This window comes from Mycetocola sp. Y171, assembly GCF_056713165.1.
This window is the reverse complement of record NZ_JBWYGX010000002.1, coordinates 626172-640747: the sequence shown is the minus strand read 5'-3', so window position 1 is coordinate 640747 and position 14576 is coordinate 626172. Positions and strand designations below refer to the sequence as shown.

The following is a 14576-nucleotide window of genomic DNA, read 5'->3' as shown; positions in this document are numbered from 1 at the left end:
GAACGATAGAGGCGGTGCCCGCGTGAAGCGGCACCGCCTTTGTCGTTGTGTGACGTCCTGCTCTCAGCGGGTCAGGAACGCCACCACGTGTCGACGGGTGTGACCGGGGTTGCCCGCTTGTGGCGCGTGGCGAGGAATCGGTTCTCGATGGCGTCAGCGATGTCGTCCGGCACGCTCTTGCCCTCGAGGAAGTCGTCGATGTCTTCGTACTCGAGCCCGAGGTTCGCCTCGTCGGTCTGGCCGGGGTTGTGGTCGAGCAGGTCAGCGGTCGGCAGCTTCTCGTAGAGCCGTTCGGGAGCGCCGAGGTGGATGAGCATCTGCCGCCCCTGCCGCTTCGACAGCCCGCTCAGGGGAAGGATGTCTGCACCACCGTCGCCGAACTTCGTGAAGAAGCCGGTCACGGCTTCCGCCGCGTGGTCCGTGCCCACAACGAGGCATCCCTCCTGGCCGGCGATAGCGTACTGCGCGATCATCCGGGTGCGGGCCTTCACGTTCCCCTTGTGGAAGTCGGTGAGCTGTTCGCCGGCCACTTCGGCGTACTCGTCCTCGACGGCGTCGACCGCCTGGTGGACGTTGAACGTGATCACGCGGAGCGGGCGGATGAAGTCGAGCGCCAGCTGGGCGTCGTCCTCATCCCGCTGCACCTGATACGGGAGCCGAACGGCGATGAAGGTCGCCGGCGTGCCCGACGCGGACAGCCGGTCGACGGCGAGCTGGCAGATACGTCCGGCCAGCGTCGAATCCTGTCCGCCGCTGATGCCGAGGACGAAACCCTTGACGCCGGTCGTCCTGAGGTAGTCGACGAGGAAACCCACCCGCCTGTCCACCTCGGCGGCCGGGTCGATGCTGGGCTGGACGTCCAGCTCGGAAATGATCTCCTGTTGAAGCGCTCGCATGGCGTTAACCTACCGTCGTCGCGTTACGGATGTGTGTCCGCCGGGTGAGGTGCTCGAAGCGCGCTACCAGCCCATCGTCCCCGGGCCGCCTTTGAACGGTCCGACGATGCGAGAGGTCACCCAGCCTCCGTAGAAGCCACCCTCCTGAGGCACGACCTCTTCGTCACCGACCTGGCAGGAGTCCATCAGCCCGGGATAGAGGGCGACCATGCCGACCAACTGCTCGAAGCCCTCTCGCGGTTGCGGGTAGTGCCATCCGCCACGATGGACGATGCGGTCCCCGACCGACAGGTCGACGTATGACGCCTTGCCCTTGAACTCACACCACGTGACTTCCCTGCCCGGCGAGAGAACTCCGGCGTCGAATGACGACATCGGGACGTAATACACCGGCGGATGGCTCGTCTCCAGGACCCGCAGGGCCCCGGTCGTCTGTGCGATCGCCCGGCCGCCGAGCCGCACGATCACCCGATCGCTTGTCTCCTCGACCCGCGGCGGCCGCGGGTAGTCCCAGACAGACTCCTGACCGGGGCCTGGTGGGATGGGAACGGGGCGGCGGAACAGTGGTGTCATGGCTCCATCCTGTCCGGGCCGGCTGGAGGATCGCCGTGCGAGGTGCCCCCGGCAGGATTCGAACCTGCGACCAAGAGATGAGAAGCACCGCGAGATTCCTGAACTGGTGCCCCCGGCAGGATTCGAACCTGCGACCAAGAGATGAGAAGCACCGCGAGATTCCTGAACTGGTGCCCCCGGCAGGATTCGAACCTGCGACCAAGAGATTAGAAGGCTCCTGCTCTATCCCCTGAGCTACGGAGGCGGGCAGTCCCAGAATACCGTAGCGACCCCGGCACTCTCGCGCCGCGACATCCATGGCGACAGCATCTGGATGAGCGGCGGGGAGCGTCGCCGGTCACAAGTAGCATGGGGGCATGAGTAATGTGAGCGACCTCCTGGTATGGATCGACTGCGAAATGACCGGGCTCGACCTCGCTGTCGACGAGTTGGTGGAGATCGCCGTCGTGATCACCGATTTCGACCTCAAGCCCGTCGATGAAGGCATCAGCATCGTCATCAAGCCAGACGCGTCCGCGCTCGACAACATGGGCGAGTTCGTGACGAACATGCATCGTTCCTCTGGTCTGCTCGATGAGATCCCGAACGGTGTCAGCCTCGCGGATGCCGAGTACCAGGCGCTCGAGTACATCCTCAGCCATGTCCCCGACGAGCAGAAGGCTCCTCTCGCTGGCAACTCGATCGGCACCGACCGCGCGTTCCTCGCAAAGTTCATGCCGCGACTCGACGGTCACCTGCACTACCGCAACGTCGACGTCTCCTCGATCAAGGAACTCGCCCGTCGCTGGTACCCGCGGATCTATTTCAACGCCCCCGCCAAAGACGGTGGGCACCGGGCTCTTGCCGACATCCTCGAGTCGATCCGCGAACTCGCCTACTACCGCGAAGCCGCTTTCGTCCCACTCCCCGGGCCGACCTCCGACGAAGCAAAATCCGTCGCGGCGTCCGTGGTGCACAACTACACCCCAAGTGTGTAATAGACTCTCATAGTTGCAATCGCACGGTCCCGATCGTGAGATGCGCATGGTGGGTATAGCTCAGTTGGTAGAGCGCCTGGTTGTGGTCCAGGAGGTCGCGGGTTCAAGCCCCGTTACTCACCCCAAGTAGCAGACACCGTGTCATGGTGTTTGAGCCCGAGTAGCTCGGAACGGTGCACAGACATGGTCGACATGGATGCCGACACGTTCGAAGCCCTCGTCGGTGACGTTTTCGACACCCTGCCCGATGACATGGTCGACGGGCTCGAGAATGTCGCCATCGTCATCGAGGATCGGCCGGAGGATGGCTCACTCGACCTCCTCGGCCTGTACCACGGCACCGCCCTGACCGACCGCGACCAGTACGGCTTCGGCGAGCTCCCTGACTTGATCAGCATCTATCGCGAACCGCTCCTTTCGATCGTCGACGACGATGCCGAGCTCCGTGAACAGATCCGGATCACGCTTGTCCACGAGATCGCGCATTTCTACGGAATCGATGACGACGAATTGCACGACCTCGGCTGGGGCTGACGGGCAAACGCCATCGGTCGGGTTAGCCTGAGGCGTGACGATTTCAGGTGGCAAGCAGTGGGTGTAGCGCGTGGACTCGGAGTCCTGGTCGGCACCGTGGTGATCCTCGGCCTCGGCGCGTATGGCCCGGCAACCCTCCTCGGCCCGCTCCCCGCGGCATCCGTCACACGGGTGGAGCTCGCCGACCCCGTCGCCGCTGTCCCGCCCGCTCTCCCGGAGACCGGCTCGAGCGCCGTCACCGACTCCCCCACGTCGGCGACACTCGCCAGCGCCGGCGGCACAGAGGCCGTTCCGATGGCCGGGATCACCAAGACGATCACCGCCCTCGTCGTCCTTGACAGGCATCCGATCTCCGAGGACGCCCCTGGCGCCACCGTTCCGATCACGAGTGCGGACTATCTCTCATACGTCGACTATCAGAAGGCCGGGAAGCGCACGGTGTCCGTCTTCACGGCCGACGCATGGACCGAGCGGGAGATGCTCCAGGCCATGCTGCTCGGCTCGAGCAACAACCACGCGGATACCCTGGCCCGCTGGGCGTACGGCTCCGTCCCTGAGTACGTCGATGCCGCGAACGCCTGGCTCAGCGAGCAGGGCATGTCATCGACGATCGTCGTCGACGCGACCGGTCTGAGCGAGCAGAGTGTCGGAACCGCAGCCGACCTCGCACGGCTGTCGGCACTCGCGCTCGACACACCGGTGATCCAGGCGGTCCTCGCCGAGCCGGTCACTGGACTCCCGAGCCGACGCGGCATCACGAACACCACGACGTACCTTCCCGAGAACGGCGTCACCGGAATCTCGCGCAGCTATACGGACGCCGCGGGCATCTGCCTCCTCTTCGCGCTTGATGTGGTTCCGGAGGGATCGACAGAACCGTTCCGGGTCTACGGAGCGTTTCTCCGGCAGCCGGACTGGGCTGCCCTCGAAGCCGGCGTCCTCGCGCTCGTCGAGAGTGCACGACTCGGCGTGACTCCTCTTCCTGCGATCGCCGAGGGCACTCCTGTCGTCGAGTTCAGCACCGAGTGGGGCCAGACGGCATCCGGAGTAGCCGGCCTCTCCCCCGACCGCGTCCGGTGGGGCCAGACCACACCGGAACTGACCGTCGACGCCGACCCTGTGACGATCGCGGGTGCCGGCACGAAGGTCGGTACGATCAGTGTCGACGACGGACCGGGCGATGAGCGCACGGTTTCGCTCAAGCTGGGTTCGTCGCTCCACGACCCGGGGGTGTTGTGGCGGCTGTCGCATCCGTTCCCCGTGATCGGTGCCCTTCTCGACTCCCTCTGACCGAATTCTGCGACGGTGTCAGGCGAGACGGAGTCGGACATCCGCGTGTGCAGAGGGCCTCTCACCGGTGAGAAACGCTCCGTACTGGGAATCCCATTCGTCCCAGTGTGCGTCGAATCCGCCACGGTCACGCGCGAGAGCGCGGTGCTTCCGTACGAGGTCGTCGGCATCCAGCCAGATCCGCAGCGTCGCCAGTGGTGCGTTCGACCGGGTGAGGACTCCGCACCCCTCGACGATGAGCGACCGGTTCGCCGGCACAGGATGCCACTCGGCAGGCCTGCCGCTCTCCCAGTCGTGGCGGCGCCACCGGGCCTCTCCGCCACTGCGCCTCGGAGCGAGAAGGTGCTCATGAACGTGTGCGCTGCCGGCAGCGAGACCGCCCCAGCCGGGGTAGAGGTTGTCCATGCGGACGAGAGTCACCGCTCCCGGCCAGCCGTTGACGAGGGCGTCGGCCAGCGTGGACTTGCCCGCGCCGCTCGGGCCATCGAGAAGGACGGTTTCGACGGCACCCGAGCAGCGGGCGAGAATCACGGCAACCGCTTCGTCGATGTCGATCTCTCCCGGGAGGTCGCTCGTCGGCTCAGTCAAGGATGAAGCTCCAGGTCCCCGCCATGACGGCGGCGGTGACCGCTGCGCAGGCGATCGCCAGCCCGATGAGGATGAGGACGCCCTCCGCCAATCCGAAGCGCGAAGGACGGGCCCACGTGCGCGGAAGATCTGACCCGAAGCCTTTGGCCTCCATGGCGGTTGCGAGCTTGCTCCCGCGACGGATCGCCAGCACCAGCAGCGCGAATCCCTGCGTGCCGAGCCGGGCGAGGACGTTCGCATCCCCGACGCCTCGTGCCCTGCGGGCCTGCCCGAGCGCCCGCCAGTCGTCGATGAAGAGCCCGATCATCCGCATGCCCGCCAGTCCGCCGAGCACGAACCTGGCCGGGAGGTGCAGCACCTGGGCGAGGCCGTCGGCCAGGTCGGTGGGGTCGGTGGTCGCAAAGAGCACGATGCTCGGCAGGCCGATGGCGAGCACCCTCAGGGTGATCGCGAGTCCCAGCGCCGCGGAACCCTCGGTGATCGACACCGGACCCCACTCGGCCAGCACTGCGCCGCTGTCTTCGCCGTAGAGCACGGTGGTGAGCCCGGCGAACGGGGCGGCGAGCCAGAGCGGCGCCGTCCGCAGCCAGAACTGGCGTGCGTCGAGACCGGACCAGAACAGGAGGATACCGACGAGCAGCAATGCCACCGACGCCGAGACGACGTCGATCGACAGCAGGAGGGTGACGCTGAGGAGGACGGCGACGGCCAGCTTCGCGACCGGGTTGATCCTGGCGATGGCCGAGTCCCGGATCTCGGGGAGCAGCGCACTCATGTCAGGACCTCGCTGCCCGACCCGAGGGTCAGTTCGTGATCGGCGAATGCGGCGACGAGGGCGAGGTCGTGGGTCACGGTGACGACGGAACTCCCACCATCGACGAGCTCGCCGAGAAGGGAGACCACTTCGCCCCAGGTCACGGCGTCCTGTCCGAATGTCGGTTCGTCGAGAAGGAGTACTCGGGGCCGGGTGGCCAGCACCGTCGCGACGGACAGCCGGCGCTTCTCACCGCCGGAGAGCGTGAACGGGTTCGCATCGGCGAGGTGGGTCAGACGCAGCCGGTCGAGCAGGTCGTCGACACGGGAGTGGACCTCGTTCGGTGCGAGTTTGAGGGCGAGCGGCCCGACCGCGAGTTCGCGCCGTACGGTCGACGCCAGGAACTGATGCTCGGGCTCCTGGAACACCGTTCCCAGCCGCGTGAGCAGATCGCGGGACTTCCAGCGGATCGGCGACGGGGAGAGGCCTCGCGCGAGCGCGGGCGTGGCGGCGAGGTCGCCGCCGACGGGGGGCAACAGTCCGGCGAGGGTGAGCGCGAGTGTGGACTTCCCCGCGCCGTTCGGCCCCGTGACAGCCGTTCCAGACCCTTCCGAGAGCACGAGGTCGAGACCGGATGCCGCCACGGCGGCGGAATTCGTCGCGAACGGTGTACGCCCCACGGCCAGATCGCGAGCCTGGAGGAGGCCGACGCCCGCTGACCCCCGGAGGGGTCGTGGGGCCACGGTCGGCGGGATTCCGGGAACCCAGACACCCGCGGCGGCGAGTCTTGGGCCTTCACGGTCGAGAACGTCGCCCGGCGGTCCGTCTGCGAGCACGCCACCGGACGGATCGAGAACGATGACCCTGTCCACGACGTCGCGCCAGACCGCGACCCGGTGTTCGACCACGATGAGCGTTGCCCCGGACTCCGAGACGACGCTGTCGACCACGTCGCGGATCTCACGGACGCCATCCGGGTCGAGGTTCGCGGTGGGCTCGTCGAGCAGGATCAGACCCGGCCGCATGGCGAGCACGCCGGCGAGGGCAAGCCGTTGCTTCTGTCCGCCGGACAGGTTGGAGGAGGAGTGGCCGAGCGGCAGGTCGAGGCGGACGGCACGCAGAGCCCAGCGGACCCGTTCCCAGATCTCGTCCCTCGGCACACCAAGGTTCTCGCAGGAGAAGGCGACATCGTCACCGATGCGTGCGAGAACTATTTGCGAGTCGGGGTCCTGGAGGACGAGACCCGCGCGGCCGCGAGCATCCGCCGGTCGTCGGCCGTCGAGGAGGAGTGCTCCGAACTCGTCGCCCTCTTCCTCGCCGCCGAGCACACCGGCGATGGCCTGCAGGAGAGTGGACTTGCCTGCCCCCGACGCACCGAGGAGGAGGACACGCTCCCCCGGTTCGACGTCGAGGGTCAGCGACGACACGGCCGCGTTACTGCGGCCGGCATGGCGCCAACCCCAGTCCCTGGCACGCACGTGCACGCCAGGGACGAGGCGGGAAGAGACCGAGTCGATCATCGACCGCCGGCGTCCGCCACTGTCCTGGCCTGTCGGCCCGAGGCGAACCTGCTCAACGCTCCGGTCGCGGCAAGACCGCGCACGGCGAACCACGAGAGAAGTCCGGCGATGAACACGCCCGAGACGATGGCGCTGACGATGTAGGTGACCTTCGCGCTGACCTCGAGGGCCGCGTAGCTCGTGAACGTGGTGTCGAGCAATCCGACAGCAAGACCGGTGCTTGCGCCGGCGAGCAGTGCGACACCGAGGCGCCAGTTCGCGTAGAAGAACAACGCGAAGACGAGTTCGGCTCCGAGACCCTGCACGAGGCCCCAGATCAGCGTCTCAAAACCCCACACGGTGCCGATCAGAGCGGAGACCGCCGCGGCGACGAGCTCCGTGTAGAGCGCGGCACCCGGCTTGCGGATCACCAGGCCGCCGAGCACGCCGGCGAAGAGCCAGCCGCCGGCGAGGAGGCCGCCGAGTCCTGGGGTGAACGCGAGCGCCGCGCTGAGCGGCCCCCACGCAAGGCCCCAGGCCCAGAAGATGACCCCGGAGGCGACACCGATGACACTGGCCACGACGATGTCGACGACCCGCCAGCGGAGATTCCGCCTGGCCGTGGCTGCAGGAGCAGCCGTTGTCGATGGAGAGATTGTTGAATGCACGATACGCGCCCTTTCGTGGGCACGGGTAGCGAGATGGTTTGCCTCCCTGCGCTGGCATTACCCAGATCAGGTTCGACGGTCGAAGATTATGGAATCTTCCTCTCAGCCCGGTTCACCGGACTCCCGTGTTACTGCAGCCAGTCTAGGCGATTCGCTACTTCTTCAGTGCGCGGATGACGAGCGACAACGCTTTTCCGACCGCCCAGACGAACGGGATCCCCACCGCGACGAGAGAAACGACGTTCGGCTCGAAACGGAGCCCCTGCCTGGTCTTGATGTAGGCACCGATCGGAAGCGCGAAACCGCCTCCCCCTCCGCCCGACCCCGCGCCGTGTCCGGCGTTGGACTTCGAAGCGGTGTCTGCTTCGGCTTCTCCTTCGCCGGCGCCGAAGCCGTACCAGGCGAGAGCGACGGGGATGAGCTTCTCACCGTCCACGTCGACAGCGTCGCCGTACACGGTGGTCACTCCGACAGCCTTGAATTTGTCTGCCAGTTCGAGCGCGAGTTTTGTCATACCGCCACGCTATCGGGCTGCACCGGACGAACCAAGGGGTTGCGCCGATACTCACTCACGCGGGTATCGTGTTCCTCCCGCTGTGCTCCCCCGCCCGCGGCCGAGCAGCGACGCACGTCTGACCGCTTCTCCGCCGAACCGGGCCCGGAGGGAGTCGATGGTCGTCTCGGCCTCGCGCCATTCCTCATCCGGGTCCCAGAGCGATGCCATCGCCCCGTCGCCGTCGAGCAACTGCTCAGCGCGCACGCCGACGAGCCGGACGGGTCTCCCGTCGACCTCCAGTGCGGTGAACAGGTCGTTGGCCTCCTCGTAGAGGCGGCGTCCGACGTTGGAGGGCTCCGCGAGTGTGTGCGAACGTGTGAGCGTCGTGAAATCGTCGAATCGGACCTTGATCGCGACCGTCCGTGCTGAGAGGCCCGCCTTCCGCAGCCGGACGGCGACCTGGTCGGCGAGTCGCAGGAGCTCGAGGCGTAGTCGCGTCGGATCGGTGATGTCCTCGTTGAACGTCACCTCATGGCCGATGCTCTTCTCCGCGGTTGCTGTGACGACCGAGCGTGCGTCTCGTCCATTCGCGAGTTCATGCAGTTTGACGCCGGTGGCATCGCCGACGGCTTTGCGGAGCGTGGCGAGTGGTGTGTCTGCTACGTCGCCGACGGTGTGGAGACCGATACGAAGCAGGGCCTCCTCCGTCTTCGCCCCGACGCCCCAGAGGGCACGGATCGAGAGCGGATGAAGGAACGCCAGGGTCTCTGCGGGAGGGATGACGAGCAACCCGTCGGGTTTCGCCCGGCCGGATGCCACCTTCGCGACGAACTTCGTGGCTGCTGCGCCCACGGAACAGGTCAGCCCCGTCTCCCGCTGGACACGGTCTCGGATCAGCTGGCCGACCTCGGCGGGCGAACCGATGAGACGCCGGGCTCCTGAGACGTCGAGGAACGCTTCGTCGATGCTCAACGGTTCGACGAGAGGTGTGGCATCCCTGAAGATCGACATGACCTGTCGCGAATAGTCCGTGTACCGCTCGTGGTGCGGCGGAAGGACGACGGCTTGAGGACATAACCGCATCGCCTTCGACACGGGCATCGCCGCCGTCACCCCGAAGCGCCTCGCCTCATAGGTGGCGCTGGTCACCACCGAGCGGCCCTCTGCGTGCCCGATGATCACCGGTTTGCCCCGAAGTTCCGGGTGGTCGAGAAGCTCGACTGATGCGAAGAACGCGTCCATGTCGATGTGCAGGATGTGTGCGCCCTCGTCGTTGCTGAGGTCGGCAGTGACCTGCCTCGCGCTGCCGTCCTGCCTGCTCATGAGTCGATTCTCCCACAGGACGCCGACACGCTCCCGACATTCTGTTCGGAAATAGGGTTCGCTGGGCGCGGGTATCCTTCGAAGATTCCACCTACACGGTGAGGCGCGGCCCTGAGTCCCCTGCCGACGCCCGTTCGTCGGCGGCACGACGACGGTAACGACTCAGCAGGAGCACCTCCACCGGGGCGGTGAGGCCGATCGCGAGCAGCACGGCGAACCAGTTCCCGGTGGCGATGCTGACCCACAGCCCTGCTCCCAGGATCAGGGCCGAATATCCGGATGCCAGGATCCAGACCACAGGGGTGGACAGTCGCGACTGGTGAGGACTCATTGCGTCAGCTTAGGCCGATCTCTTGAAGTCGGCGTGCGTGGCCGACAGGCTGGACCACATGGACCCCACCATTCACTTCATCACGGTCGCAACGGGCAACCTTGACGCCGCCCGTTCGTTCTATCAACGCGGTCTCGGCTGGCGCCCGCTCGCGGATGTCCCTGGTGAGATCATCTTCTTCCAGACCGGTCCGTCGCTCGTTCTCGGGCTGTACGACAAGGCGGCTTTCGCCGCCGATCTCGGTCGCCCGGCCAGCGAGACGCGCATCGACGGGCTGACCCTGTCGCACAACGTCGAAAGCCCCGGCGCGGTCGACCGCACGGTGGAACGGATGCTGTCGGCGGGCGCCACCTTGATCTCATCGCCCCGCCACGCGGCATTCGGCGGTTATCACGGCCACGTCACCGACCCCAACGGTGTCGTCTGGGAGATCGCGCACAACCCCGGCTGGCACGTCGACGACGACGGGAAGGTGACGCTCAGCACGTGAGTCGCCCTGAGAAGGCCACTCTCAGACCAGGGCGATGACGACCGGTTTCAACCACTCGCGAAACGCTTCGGGATCGTCCCGGAGCGTCTCGCTGATAATCACGGTATCCGGTGCGACGACCCAGGCGCCCGAGCCGCGCACCGGAAGGACCTCGAGGTCGAGTCGGAACGATCCCGTCTGACGACGCAGTTCGAATTGACGCCGCTGCACCAGTTCGTAGGCGTCCGCCAGCGGATGGACCCGAGCGTCGACCGCGCGCTGGTACTCCACGTGGCGTTCTTCTGCCCAGGCCATCGCCTGGGCGTAACAGTTGTAGACGAGCTCCTGCAGTTCGAGTGCCCGGTCGAACACCTCGAAGTGCGGCGGTCGCACCTGGCTGATGAACGGCCTCGTTGCGCGCATGACGATGCCGGCCCACCAGCCGCGCCACTGTGCTGCCAGCTCGTTCCGGTCGAGGTCGGGCAGGTCCACCGGCTCGAGCGGAGGATCCACCGGCGGAATCTGCTCTTCGCAGATGTCGGTGAGTCCGCCGAGATCCCGGAAGGCGAGGGCGAGCAGCAGGTCCCAGGGACAATCCTCTGTGATCTGCCAACGAATCGAGCCCTCGACCAGCATGGCAGCATCGTACTGCCGAAAATCAGGTCACGGAAGTTCCCGTTTCGGCTCCCTGCGTACGCGGGGAGGCCGGATGTCCGCCGGATCAGACCCGGCGGACATCCGGCCATCGCATCAGCCTGCGGCTCGCTCCAGGACCAGTTCGCGAACGCGCGCTGCGTCCGCCTGGCCCTTCATGGCCTTCATGACGGCGCCGATCACGGCGCCTGCTGCCTGCACCTTGCCGTCGCGGATCTTCTCGAGCACGTCAGGCTGCGAGGCGAGCGCTTCGTCGATGGCTGCGATGAGCGCTCCGTCGTCGGACACGACGGCGAGCCCACGAGCGTCGACGACCTCCTGAGGCGAACCCTCACCGGCGATGACTCCCTCGAGCACCTGGCGGGCGAGTTTGTCGGTCAGTGTCCCGTCTTCGACGAGCACCGCGAGTGCTGCGACGTTTTCCGGGGAGACGAGCGAGGATGCTTCGACTCCGTTCACGTTCGCCACCCGGCTGATCTCACCGGTCCACCACTTGCGGGCAGCTGCCGGTGTGGCTCCTGCCGCAACGGTCTCAGTGATCTCGACGAGCAGACCGCCGTTGACCACATCCTGGAACTCCAGGTCAGTGAAGCCCCAGTCCGACTTGAGTCGGCGACGGCGAGCCGCAGGTGGTTCAGGGAGGGCTGCGCGGAGTTCCTCGATGAGTTCGGCGCTCGGCTCGACCGGGAGCAGGTCTGGCTCGGGGAAGTACCGGTAATCGTCAGCATCGCTCTTCGGCCGTCCGGCGCTCGTGCGGCCGGTGTCCTCGTGCCAGTGCCTGGTCTCCTGCGTGATCGTGCCGCCTGAGGCAAGGATGGCCGCCTGGCGCTGGATCTCGTAACGGATCGCACGCTCGACCGAACGCAACGAGTTCACGTTCTTCGTCTCGGTGCGGGTTCCGAGCGGTGCGGGAGGCTGACCCTCCGGCGTACGCGGACGGAGCGAGATGTTCGCGTCGCAACGCAGGTTGCCGCGCTCCATTTTGGCGTCGGAGATCCCCAGTGACACGACGATGTCGCGGATGGTGGACACGTACGCCTTGGCCAGTTCAGGAGCATCCGCTTCGGCTCCGTAGATGATGTCCGTGACGATCTCGACCAGGGGCACGCCGGCCCGGTTGTAATCGACCAGCGAGTATTCGGCACCCTGGATCCGCCCCGTTGAACCACCGACGTGCGTGAGCTTGCCGGCGTCCTCCTCCATGTGCGCGCGCTCGATCGACACGGTCACGAGGCGGCCGTTCGGTAGTTCGACGTCGACTGATCCGTCGAAGGCGATCGGCTCGTCGTACTGGGAGATCTGGTAGTTCTTCGCCAGGTCGGGGTAGAAGTAGTTCTTGCGTGCGAACCGCGACGACGGCGCGATCGAGCAGCCGAGGGCGAGGCCCAGGCTGATCGAATAGCGAACGGCCTGCTCGTTGACGACCGGCAGCGCGCCGGGCAGTCCGAGGCACACCGGTGTGACGTTGGTGTTGACGAGCGAACCGAATTCGTTCGGCGCATGCGAGAACATCTTGGTCTTCGTGTTGAGCTCGACATGCACCTCGAAGCCGAGCACCGGCTCGAACAGTTCGAGGGCCTTGTCGTAGTCCATCAGGGCGTCTTTTGCCATTATTTGCCTCCCAGTGCCGGAGCCTGCGAGATCAGCGTGTGACCCCACTGCTGCTCGAGCAGAGCTTCGATTGCCGCGCCGACGCGGTAGAGCCTGGCGTCCCCGCGGACCGGCGCCATGATCTGGATGCCGACCGGCAGCCCGTCTTCGGGGGCGAGCCCGATCGGGACGCTGATGCCGGGCACGCCGGCGAGGTTGGCAGGGATCGTGGCGATGTCGTTGAGGTACATGGCCATCGGGTCTTCGAGCTTCTCGCCGAACTTGAATGCCGTCGTGGGCGCGCTCGGGCTGACGAGGACGTCGACCTGTGCGAACGCCGCGTCGAAGTCGCGCTGGATCAGCGTGCGCACCTTCTGCGCGCTTCCGTAGTAGGCGTCGTAGTACCCGGCGCTGAGAGCGTAGGTGCCGAGGATGATCCGGCGCTTGACCTCTGGGCCGAACCCGGCCTCGCGCGTCGCGGCCATGACCTGCTCGACGGTTCCGCCACCCTCGGGCTGCACCCGCATACCGAACCGGACGGAGTCGAACTTCGCCAGGTTGGAGGAGGCTTCGGCCGGGAGGATCAAGTAGTAGGCCGAGACGGCGTACTCGAAGTGCGGTGCGCTGACTTCGACGATCTCTGCGCCCTGCTTCTGCAGGAGGGCGACGGTTTCGTCGAACCGGCTCTGGACGCCGGCCTGGAAGCCTTCGCCGGAGAGTTCACGGACCACACCGACCTTGAGTCCTGTGAGCACGTCGCCGCGGGCACCTTCGCGAGCGGCGTCCGCCATCGACGACCAGGTGTCCGTGAGAGACGTGGAGTCGAATGGGTCGTGCCCGCCGATGACGTCCTGCAGAAGACCGGCGTCGAGAACGGTCCTCGTCACCGGGCCGACCTGGTCGAGGCTCGAGGCCAGTGCGATCGCGCCGTAGCGGCTCACAGCACCGTAGGTCGGTTTGACGCCGACGGTGCCGGTTACGTGTGCCGGCTGACGGATGGATCCACCGGTGTCGCTCCCGAGAGCCAGCGGTGCTTCGAAAGCAGCGACGGCTGCGGCCGATCCGCCTCCTGAACCGCCGGGGATGCGGCCGAGGTCCCATGGGTTCCTGGTCGGTCCGTAGGCCGAGTGCTCCGTCGACGACCCCATGGCGAACTCGTCCATGTTGGTCTTGCCGATCGGGATGAGCCCTGCGGCACGCGACCTCGAGACGACCGTCGCGTCGAACGGCGACATGTATCCCTCGAGGATCTTGCTTCCGGAGGTGGACGGCATGTCGGTCGTGACGAGGACGTCCTTGACGGCGAGGGGCACGCCGGCCAGTGGGCCGAGTTCCTCACCGGCGGCGCGGCGTTCGTCGATGCGCCTGGCGGTACCGATGGCGTGGTCGGACACATGGAGGAACGCGTGCACGTCGGTGTCCACGGCCGTGATGCGGTCGAGGTGGGCCTGGGTGGCTTCGACGGCGCTGATCTCGCGGCTCTGTAGCTTCTGCGCGAGGTCGGCGGCGGTCAGACGGATGATGTCGCTCACTACTGCTCCTCCCCCAGGATCGCCGAGACCTTGAACCGGTTGTCGGCTTGCTCTGGCGCATTCTGAAGCGCCTGCTCGATCGTCAGCGTCTCGCCCACGACGTCGGGGCGGAAGACGTTCGACAGCGGAACGGGGTGGCTCGTCGCCGGAACGTCCGGGGTCGCCACCTGCTGCACCTTGGCGATGCTGTCGACGATCTGGTCAAGTTCGGTGGTGAGACTCGAGATCTCTTCTGGGGTGAGGGCAATACGGGCGAGGTTCGCCAGATGCGCCACCTGCTCCTCAGAAATTTCAGACATGGGACTCCGTCAGGTAAGTACTGGGGTGTCCTCCCATTCTATTGGGCGACGCACCGGCCGCCCGCCCGTGCGGCGCCGTGCTCAACGCTCCGCGATTAGAGTA

At 66.5% G+C, this 14576-nt stretch carries 17 protein-coding genes, 2 tRNA genes and 1 riboswitch; of the genes, 5 read left to right on the top strand and 14 right to left on the bottom strand.

The window, feature by feature from the left end:
• Positions 1-71: 71 nt before the first annotated feature.
• The 3 genes from nadE to AC1M2K_RS12785 all read right to left on the bottom strand — a co-directional run bounded on the left by nadE (position 72) and on the right by AC1M2K_RS12785 (position 1713).
• Positions 72-896: an ammonia-dependent NAD(+) synthetase gene (gene nadE / locus AC1M2K_RS12795; protein ID WP_480236755.1), complete on the bottom strand. Its 825-nt coding sequence runs from the start codon at positions 894-896 to the stop codon at positions 72-74.
• Between the two features lie 63 nt (positions 897-959).
• Entirely contained in the window at positions 960-1469 is a 510-nt protein-coding gene (locus AC1M2K_RS12790) for a DUF427 domain-containing protein (protein ID WP_480241277.1), read from the bottom strand.
• A gap of 168 nt (positions 1470-1637) precedes the next feature.
• Positions 1638-1713: transfer RNA gene (locus AC1M2K_RS12785), tRNA-Arg, on the bottom strand.
• 112 nt (positions 1714-1825) lie between these two features.
• Between AC1M2K_RS12785 and orn the strand changes: the two genes are divergently transcribed.
• The 4 genes from orn (at position 1826) to AC1M2K_RS12765 (ending at position 4270) form a co-directional block, all read left to right on the top strand.
• Positions 1826-2446, top strand: a complete 621-nt coding sequence (gene orn / locus AC1M2K_RS12780) for an oligoribonuclease (protein WP_480241276.1) — start codon at positions 1826-1828, stop codon at positions 2444-2446.
• 49 nt (positions 2447-2495) lie between these two features.
• Positions 2496-2571 (top strand) — tRNA-His (locus AC1M2K_RS12775).
• Between the two features lie 58 nt (positions 2572-2629).
• Complete coding sequence (locus AC1M2K_RS12770; protein WP_480236758.1) at positions 2630-2980, top strand: metallopeptidase family protein; 351 nt, start codon at positions 2630-2632, stop codon at positions 2978-2980.
• Positions 2981-3037: 57 nt separating this feature from the next.
• Positions 3038-4270: a D-alanyl-D-alanine carboxypeptidase family protein gene (locus AC1M2K_RS12765; protein WP_480241275.1), complete on the top strand. Its 1233-nt coding sequence runs from the start codon at positions 3038-3040 to the stop codon at positions 4268-4270.
• An 18-nt stretch (positions 4271-4288) separates the two neighbouring features.
• Here the strand turns inward: AC1M2K_RS12765 and AC1M2K_RS12760 are convergent, their stop codons facing one another.
• The 7 genes from AC1M2K_RS12760 to AC1M2K_RS12730 all read right to left on the bottom strand — a co-directional run bounded on the left by AC1M2K_RS12760 (position 4289) and on the right by AC1M2K_RS12730 (position 9929).
• Positions 4289-4858, bottom strand: coding sequence for a nucleoside/nucleotide kinase family protein (locus tag AC1M2K_RS12760; protein WP_480241274.1), 570 nt, complete (start codon positions 4856-4858; stop codon positions 4289-4291).
• The gene (locus tag AC1M2K_RS12755; protein ID WP_480236761.1) at positions 4851-5633 is read right to left on the bottom strand and encodes an energy-coupling factor transporter transmembrane component T family protein; all 783 of its coding nucleotides are present in this window, start codon (positions 5631-5633) and stop codon (positions 4851-4853) included. Before AC1M2K_RS12755 ends, AC1M2K_RS12760 begins: the two co-directional genes overlap by 8 nt.
• On the bottom strand, positions 5630-7132 hold the full coding sequence (locus AC1M2K_RS12750; RefSeq protein WP_480241273.1) for an ABC transporter ATP-binding protein: 1503 nt from the start codon (positions 7130-7132) through the stop codon (positions 5630-5632). Before AC1M2K_RS12750 ends, AC1M2K_RS12755 begins: the two co-directional genes overlap by 4 nt.
• The gene (locus AC1M2K_RS12745; RefSeq protein ID WP_480236763.1) at positions 7129-7779 is read right to left on the bottom strand and encodes an ECF transporter S component; all 651 of its coding nucleotides are present in this window, start codon (positions 7777-7779) and stop codon (positions 7129-7131) included. Before AC1M2K_RS12745 ends, AC1M2K_RS12750 begins: the two co-directional genes overlap by 4 nt.
• Positions 7780-7805: 26 nt before the next feature.
• Positions 7806-7916: riboswitch (TPP riboswitch) on the bottom strand.
• 17 nt (positions 7917-7933) lie between these two features.
• Positions 7934-8293, bottom strand: coding sequence for a hypothetical protein (locus AC1M2K_RS12740; RefSeq protein ID WP_480236764.1), 360 nt, complete (start codon positions 8291-8293; stop codon positions 7934-7936).
• A 51-nt stretch (positions 8294-8344) separates the two neighbouring features.
• Positions 8345-9598, bottom strand: a complete 1254-nt coding sequence (locus AC1M2K_RS12735; RefSeq protein ID WP_480241272.1) for a DNA polymerase IV — start codon at positions 9596-9598, stop codon at positions 8345-8347.
• A 91-nt stretch (positions 9599-9689) separates the two neighbouring features.
• Positions 9690-9929 carry a hypothetical protein gene (locus AC1M2K_RS12730; RefSeq protein WP_480236766.1) on the bottom strand — a complete coding sequence of 80 codons (240 nt, stop codon included), beginning with the start codon at positions 9927-9929 and terminating at the stop codon, positions 9690-9692.
• 58 nt (positions 9930-9987) lie between these two features.
• On the opposite strand from AC1M2K_RS12730, the gene AC1M2K_RS12725 reads away from it, so the two are divergent.
• The gene (locus AC1M2K_RS12725) at positions 9988-10419 is read left to right on the top strand and encodes a VOC family protein (protein ID WP_480241271.1); all 432 of its coding nucleotides are present in this window, start codon (positions 9988-9990) and stop codon (positions 10417-10419) included.
• 21 nt (positions 10420-10440) lie between these two features.
• On the opposite strand, the gene AC1M2K_RS12720 is transcribed toward AC1M2K_RS12725, so the two are convergent.
• The 4 genes from AC1M2K_RS12720 to gatC all read right to left on the bottom strand — a co-directional run bounded on the left by AC1M2K_RS12720 (position 10441) and on the right by gatC (position 14473).
• A complete protein-coding gene (locus AC1M2K_RS12720; RefSeq protein ID WP_480236768.1) occupies positions 10441-11034 on the bottom strand; it encodes a hypothetical protein in 594 nt (197 codons plus the stop codon).
• A gap of 114 nt (positions 11035-11148) precedes the next feature.
• Complete coding sequence (gene gatB, locus AC1M2K_RS12715; RefSeq protein WP_480236769.1) at positions 11149-12663, bottom strand: Asp-tRNA(Asn)/Glu-tRNA(Gln) amidotransferase subunit GatB; 1515 nt, start codon at positions 12661-12663, stop codon at positions 11149-11151.
• Positions 12663-14174, bottom strand: a complete 1512-nt coding sequence (gene gatA, locus AC1M2K_RS12710; protein ID WP_480236770.1) for an Asp-tRNA(Asn)/Glu-tRNA(Gln) amidotransferase subunit GatA — start codon at positions 14172-14174, stop codon at positions 12663-12665. Before gatA ends, gatB begins: the two co-directional genes overlap by 1 nt.
• Positions 14174-14473 (bottom strand): Asp-tRNA(Asn)/Glu-tRNA(Gln) amidotransferase subunit GatC, encoded by a 300-nt coding sequence (gene gatC / locus AC1M2K_RS12705; protein ID WP_480236771.1) that lies wholly within the window; start codon positions 14471-14473, stop codon positions 14174-14176. The genes gatA and gatC overlap by 1 nt, the downstream gene beginning before the upstream one ends.
• Positions 14474-14576 lie beyond the last annotated feature (103 nt).

Bases quoted from the DNA above. Each gene is read 5' to 3' on its own strand.
- nadE (WP_480236755.1), bottom strand. From the start codon at position 896: ATGCGAGCGCTTCAACAGGAGATCATTTCCGAGCTGGACGTCCAGCCC.
- AC1M2K_RS12790 (WP_480241277.1), bottom strand. From the start codon at position 1,469: ATGACACCACTGTTCCGCCGCCCCGTTCCCATCCCACCAGGCCCCGGT.
- orn (WP_480241276.1), top strand. From the start codon at position 1,826: ATGAGTAATGTGAGCGACCTCCTGGTATGGATCGACTGCGAAATGACC.
- AC1M2K_RS12770 (WP_480236758.1), top strand. From the start codon at position 2,630: ATGGTCGACATGGATGCCGACACGTTCGAAGCCCTCGTCGGTGACGTT.
- AC1M2K_RS12755 (WP_480236761.1), bottom strand. From the start codon at position 5,633: ATGAGTGCGCTGCTCCCCGAGATCCGGGACTCGGCCATCGCCAGGATC.
- AC1M2K_RS12750 (WP_480241273.1), bottom strand. From the start codon at position 7,132: ATGATCGACTCGGTCTCTTCCCGCCTCGTCCCTGGCGTGCACGTGCGT.
- AC1M2K_RS12740 (WP_480236764.1), bottom strand. From the start codon at position 8,293: ATGACAAAACTCGCGCTCGAACTGGCAGACAAATTCAAGGCTGTCGGA.
- AC1M2K_RS12735 (WP_480241272.1), bottom strand. From the start codon at position 9,598: ATGAGCAGGCAGGACGGCAGCGCGAGGCAGGTCACTGCCGACCTCAGC.
- AC1M2K_RS12730 (WP_480236766.1), bottom strand. From the start codon at position 9,929: ATGAGTCCTCACCAGTCGCGACTGTCCACCCCTGTGGTCTGGATCCTG.
- AC1M2K_RS12725 (WP_480241271.1), top strand. From the start codon at position 9,988: ATGGACCCCACCATTCACTTCATCACGGTCGCAACGGGCAACCTTGAC.
- AC1M2K_RS12720 (WP_480236768.1), bottom strand. From the start codon at position 11,034: ATGCTGGTCGAGGGCTCGATTCGTTGGCAGATCACAGAGGATTGTCCC.
- gatB (WP_480236769.1), bottom strand. From the start codon at position 12,663: ATGGCAAAAGACGCCCTGATGGACTACGACAAGGCCCTCGAACTGTTC.
- gatC (WP_480236771.1), bottom strand. From the start codon at position 14,473: ATGTCTGAAATTTCTGAGGAGCAGGTGGCGCATCTGGCGAACCTCGCC.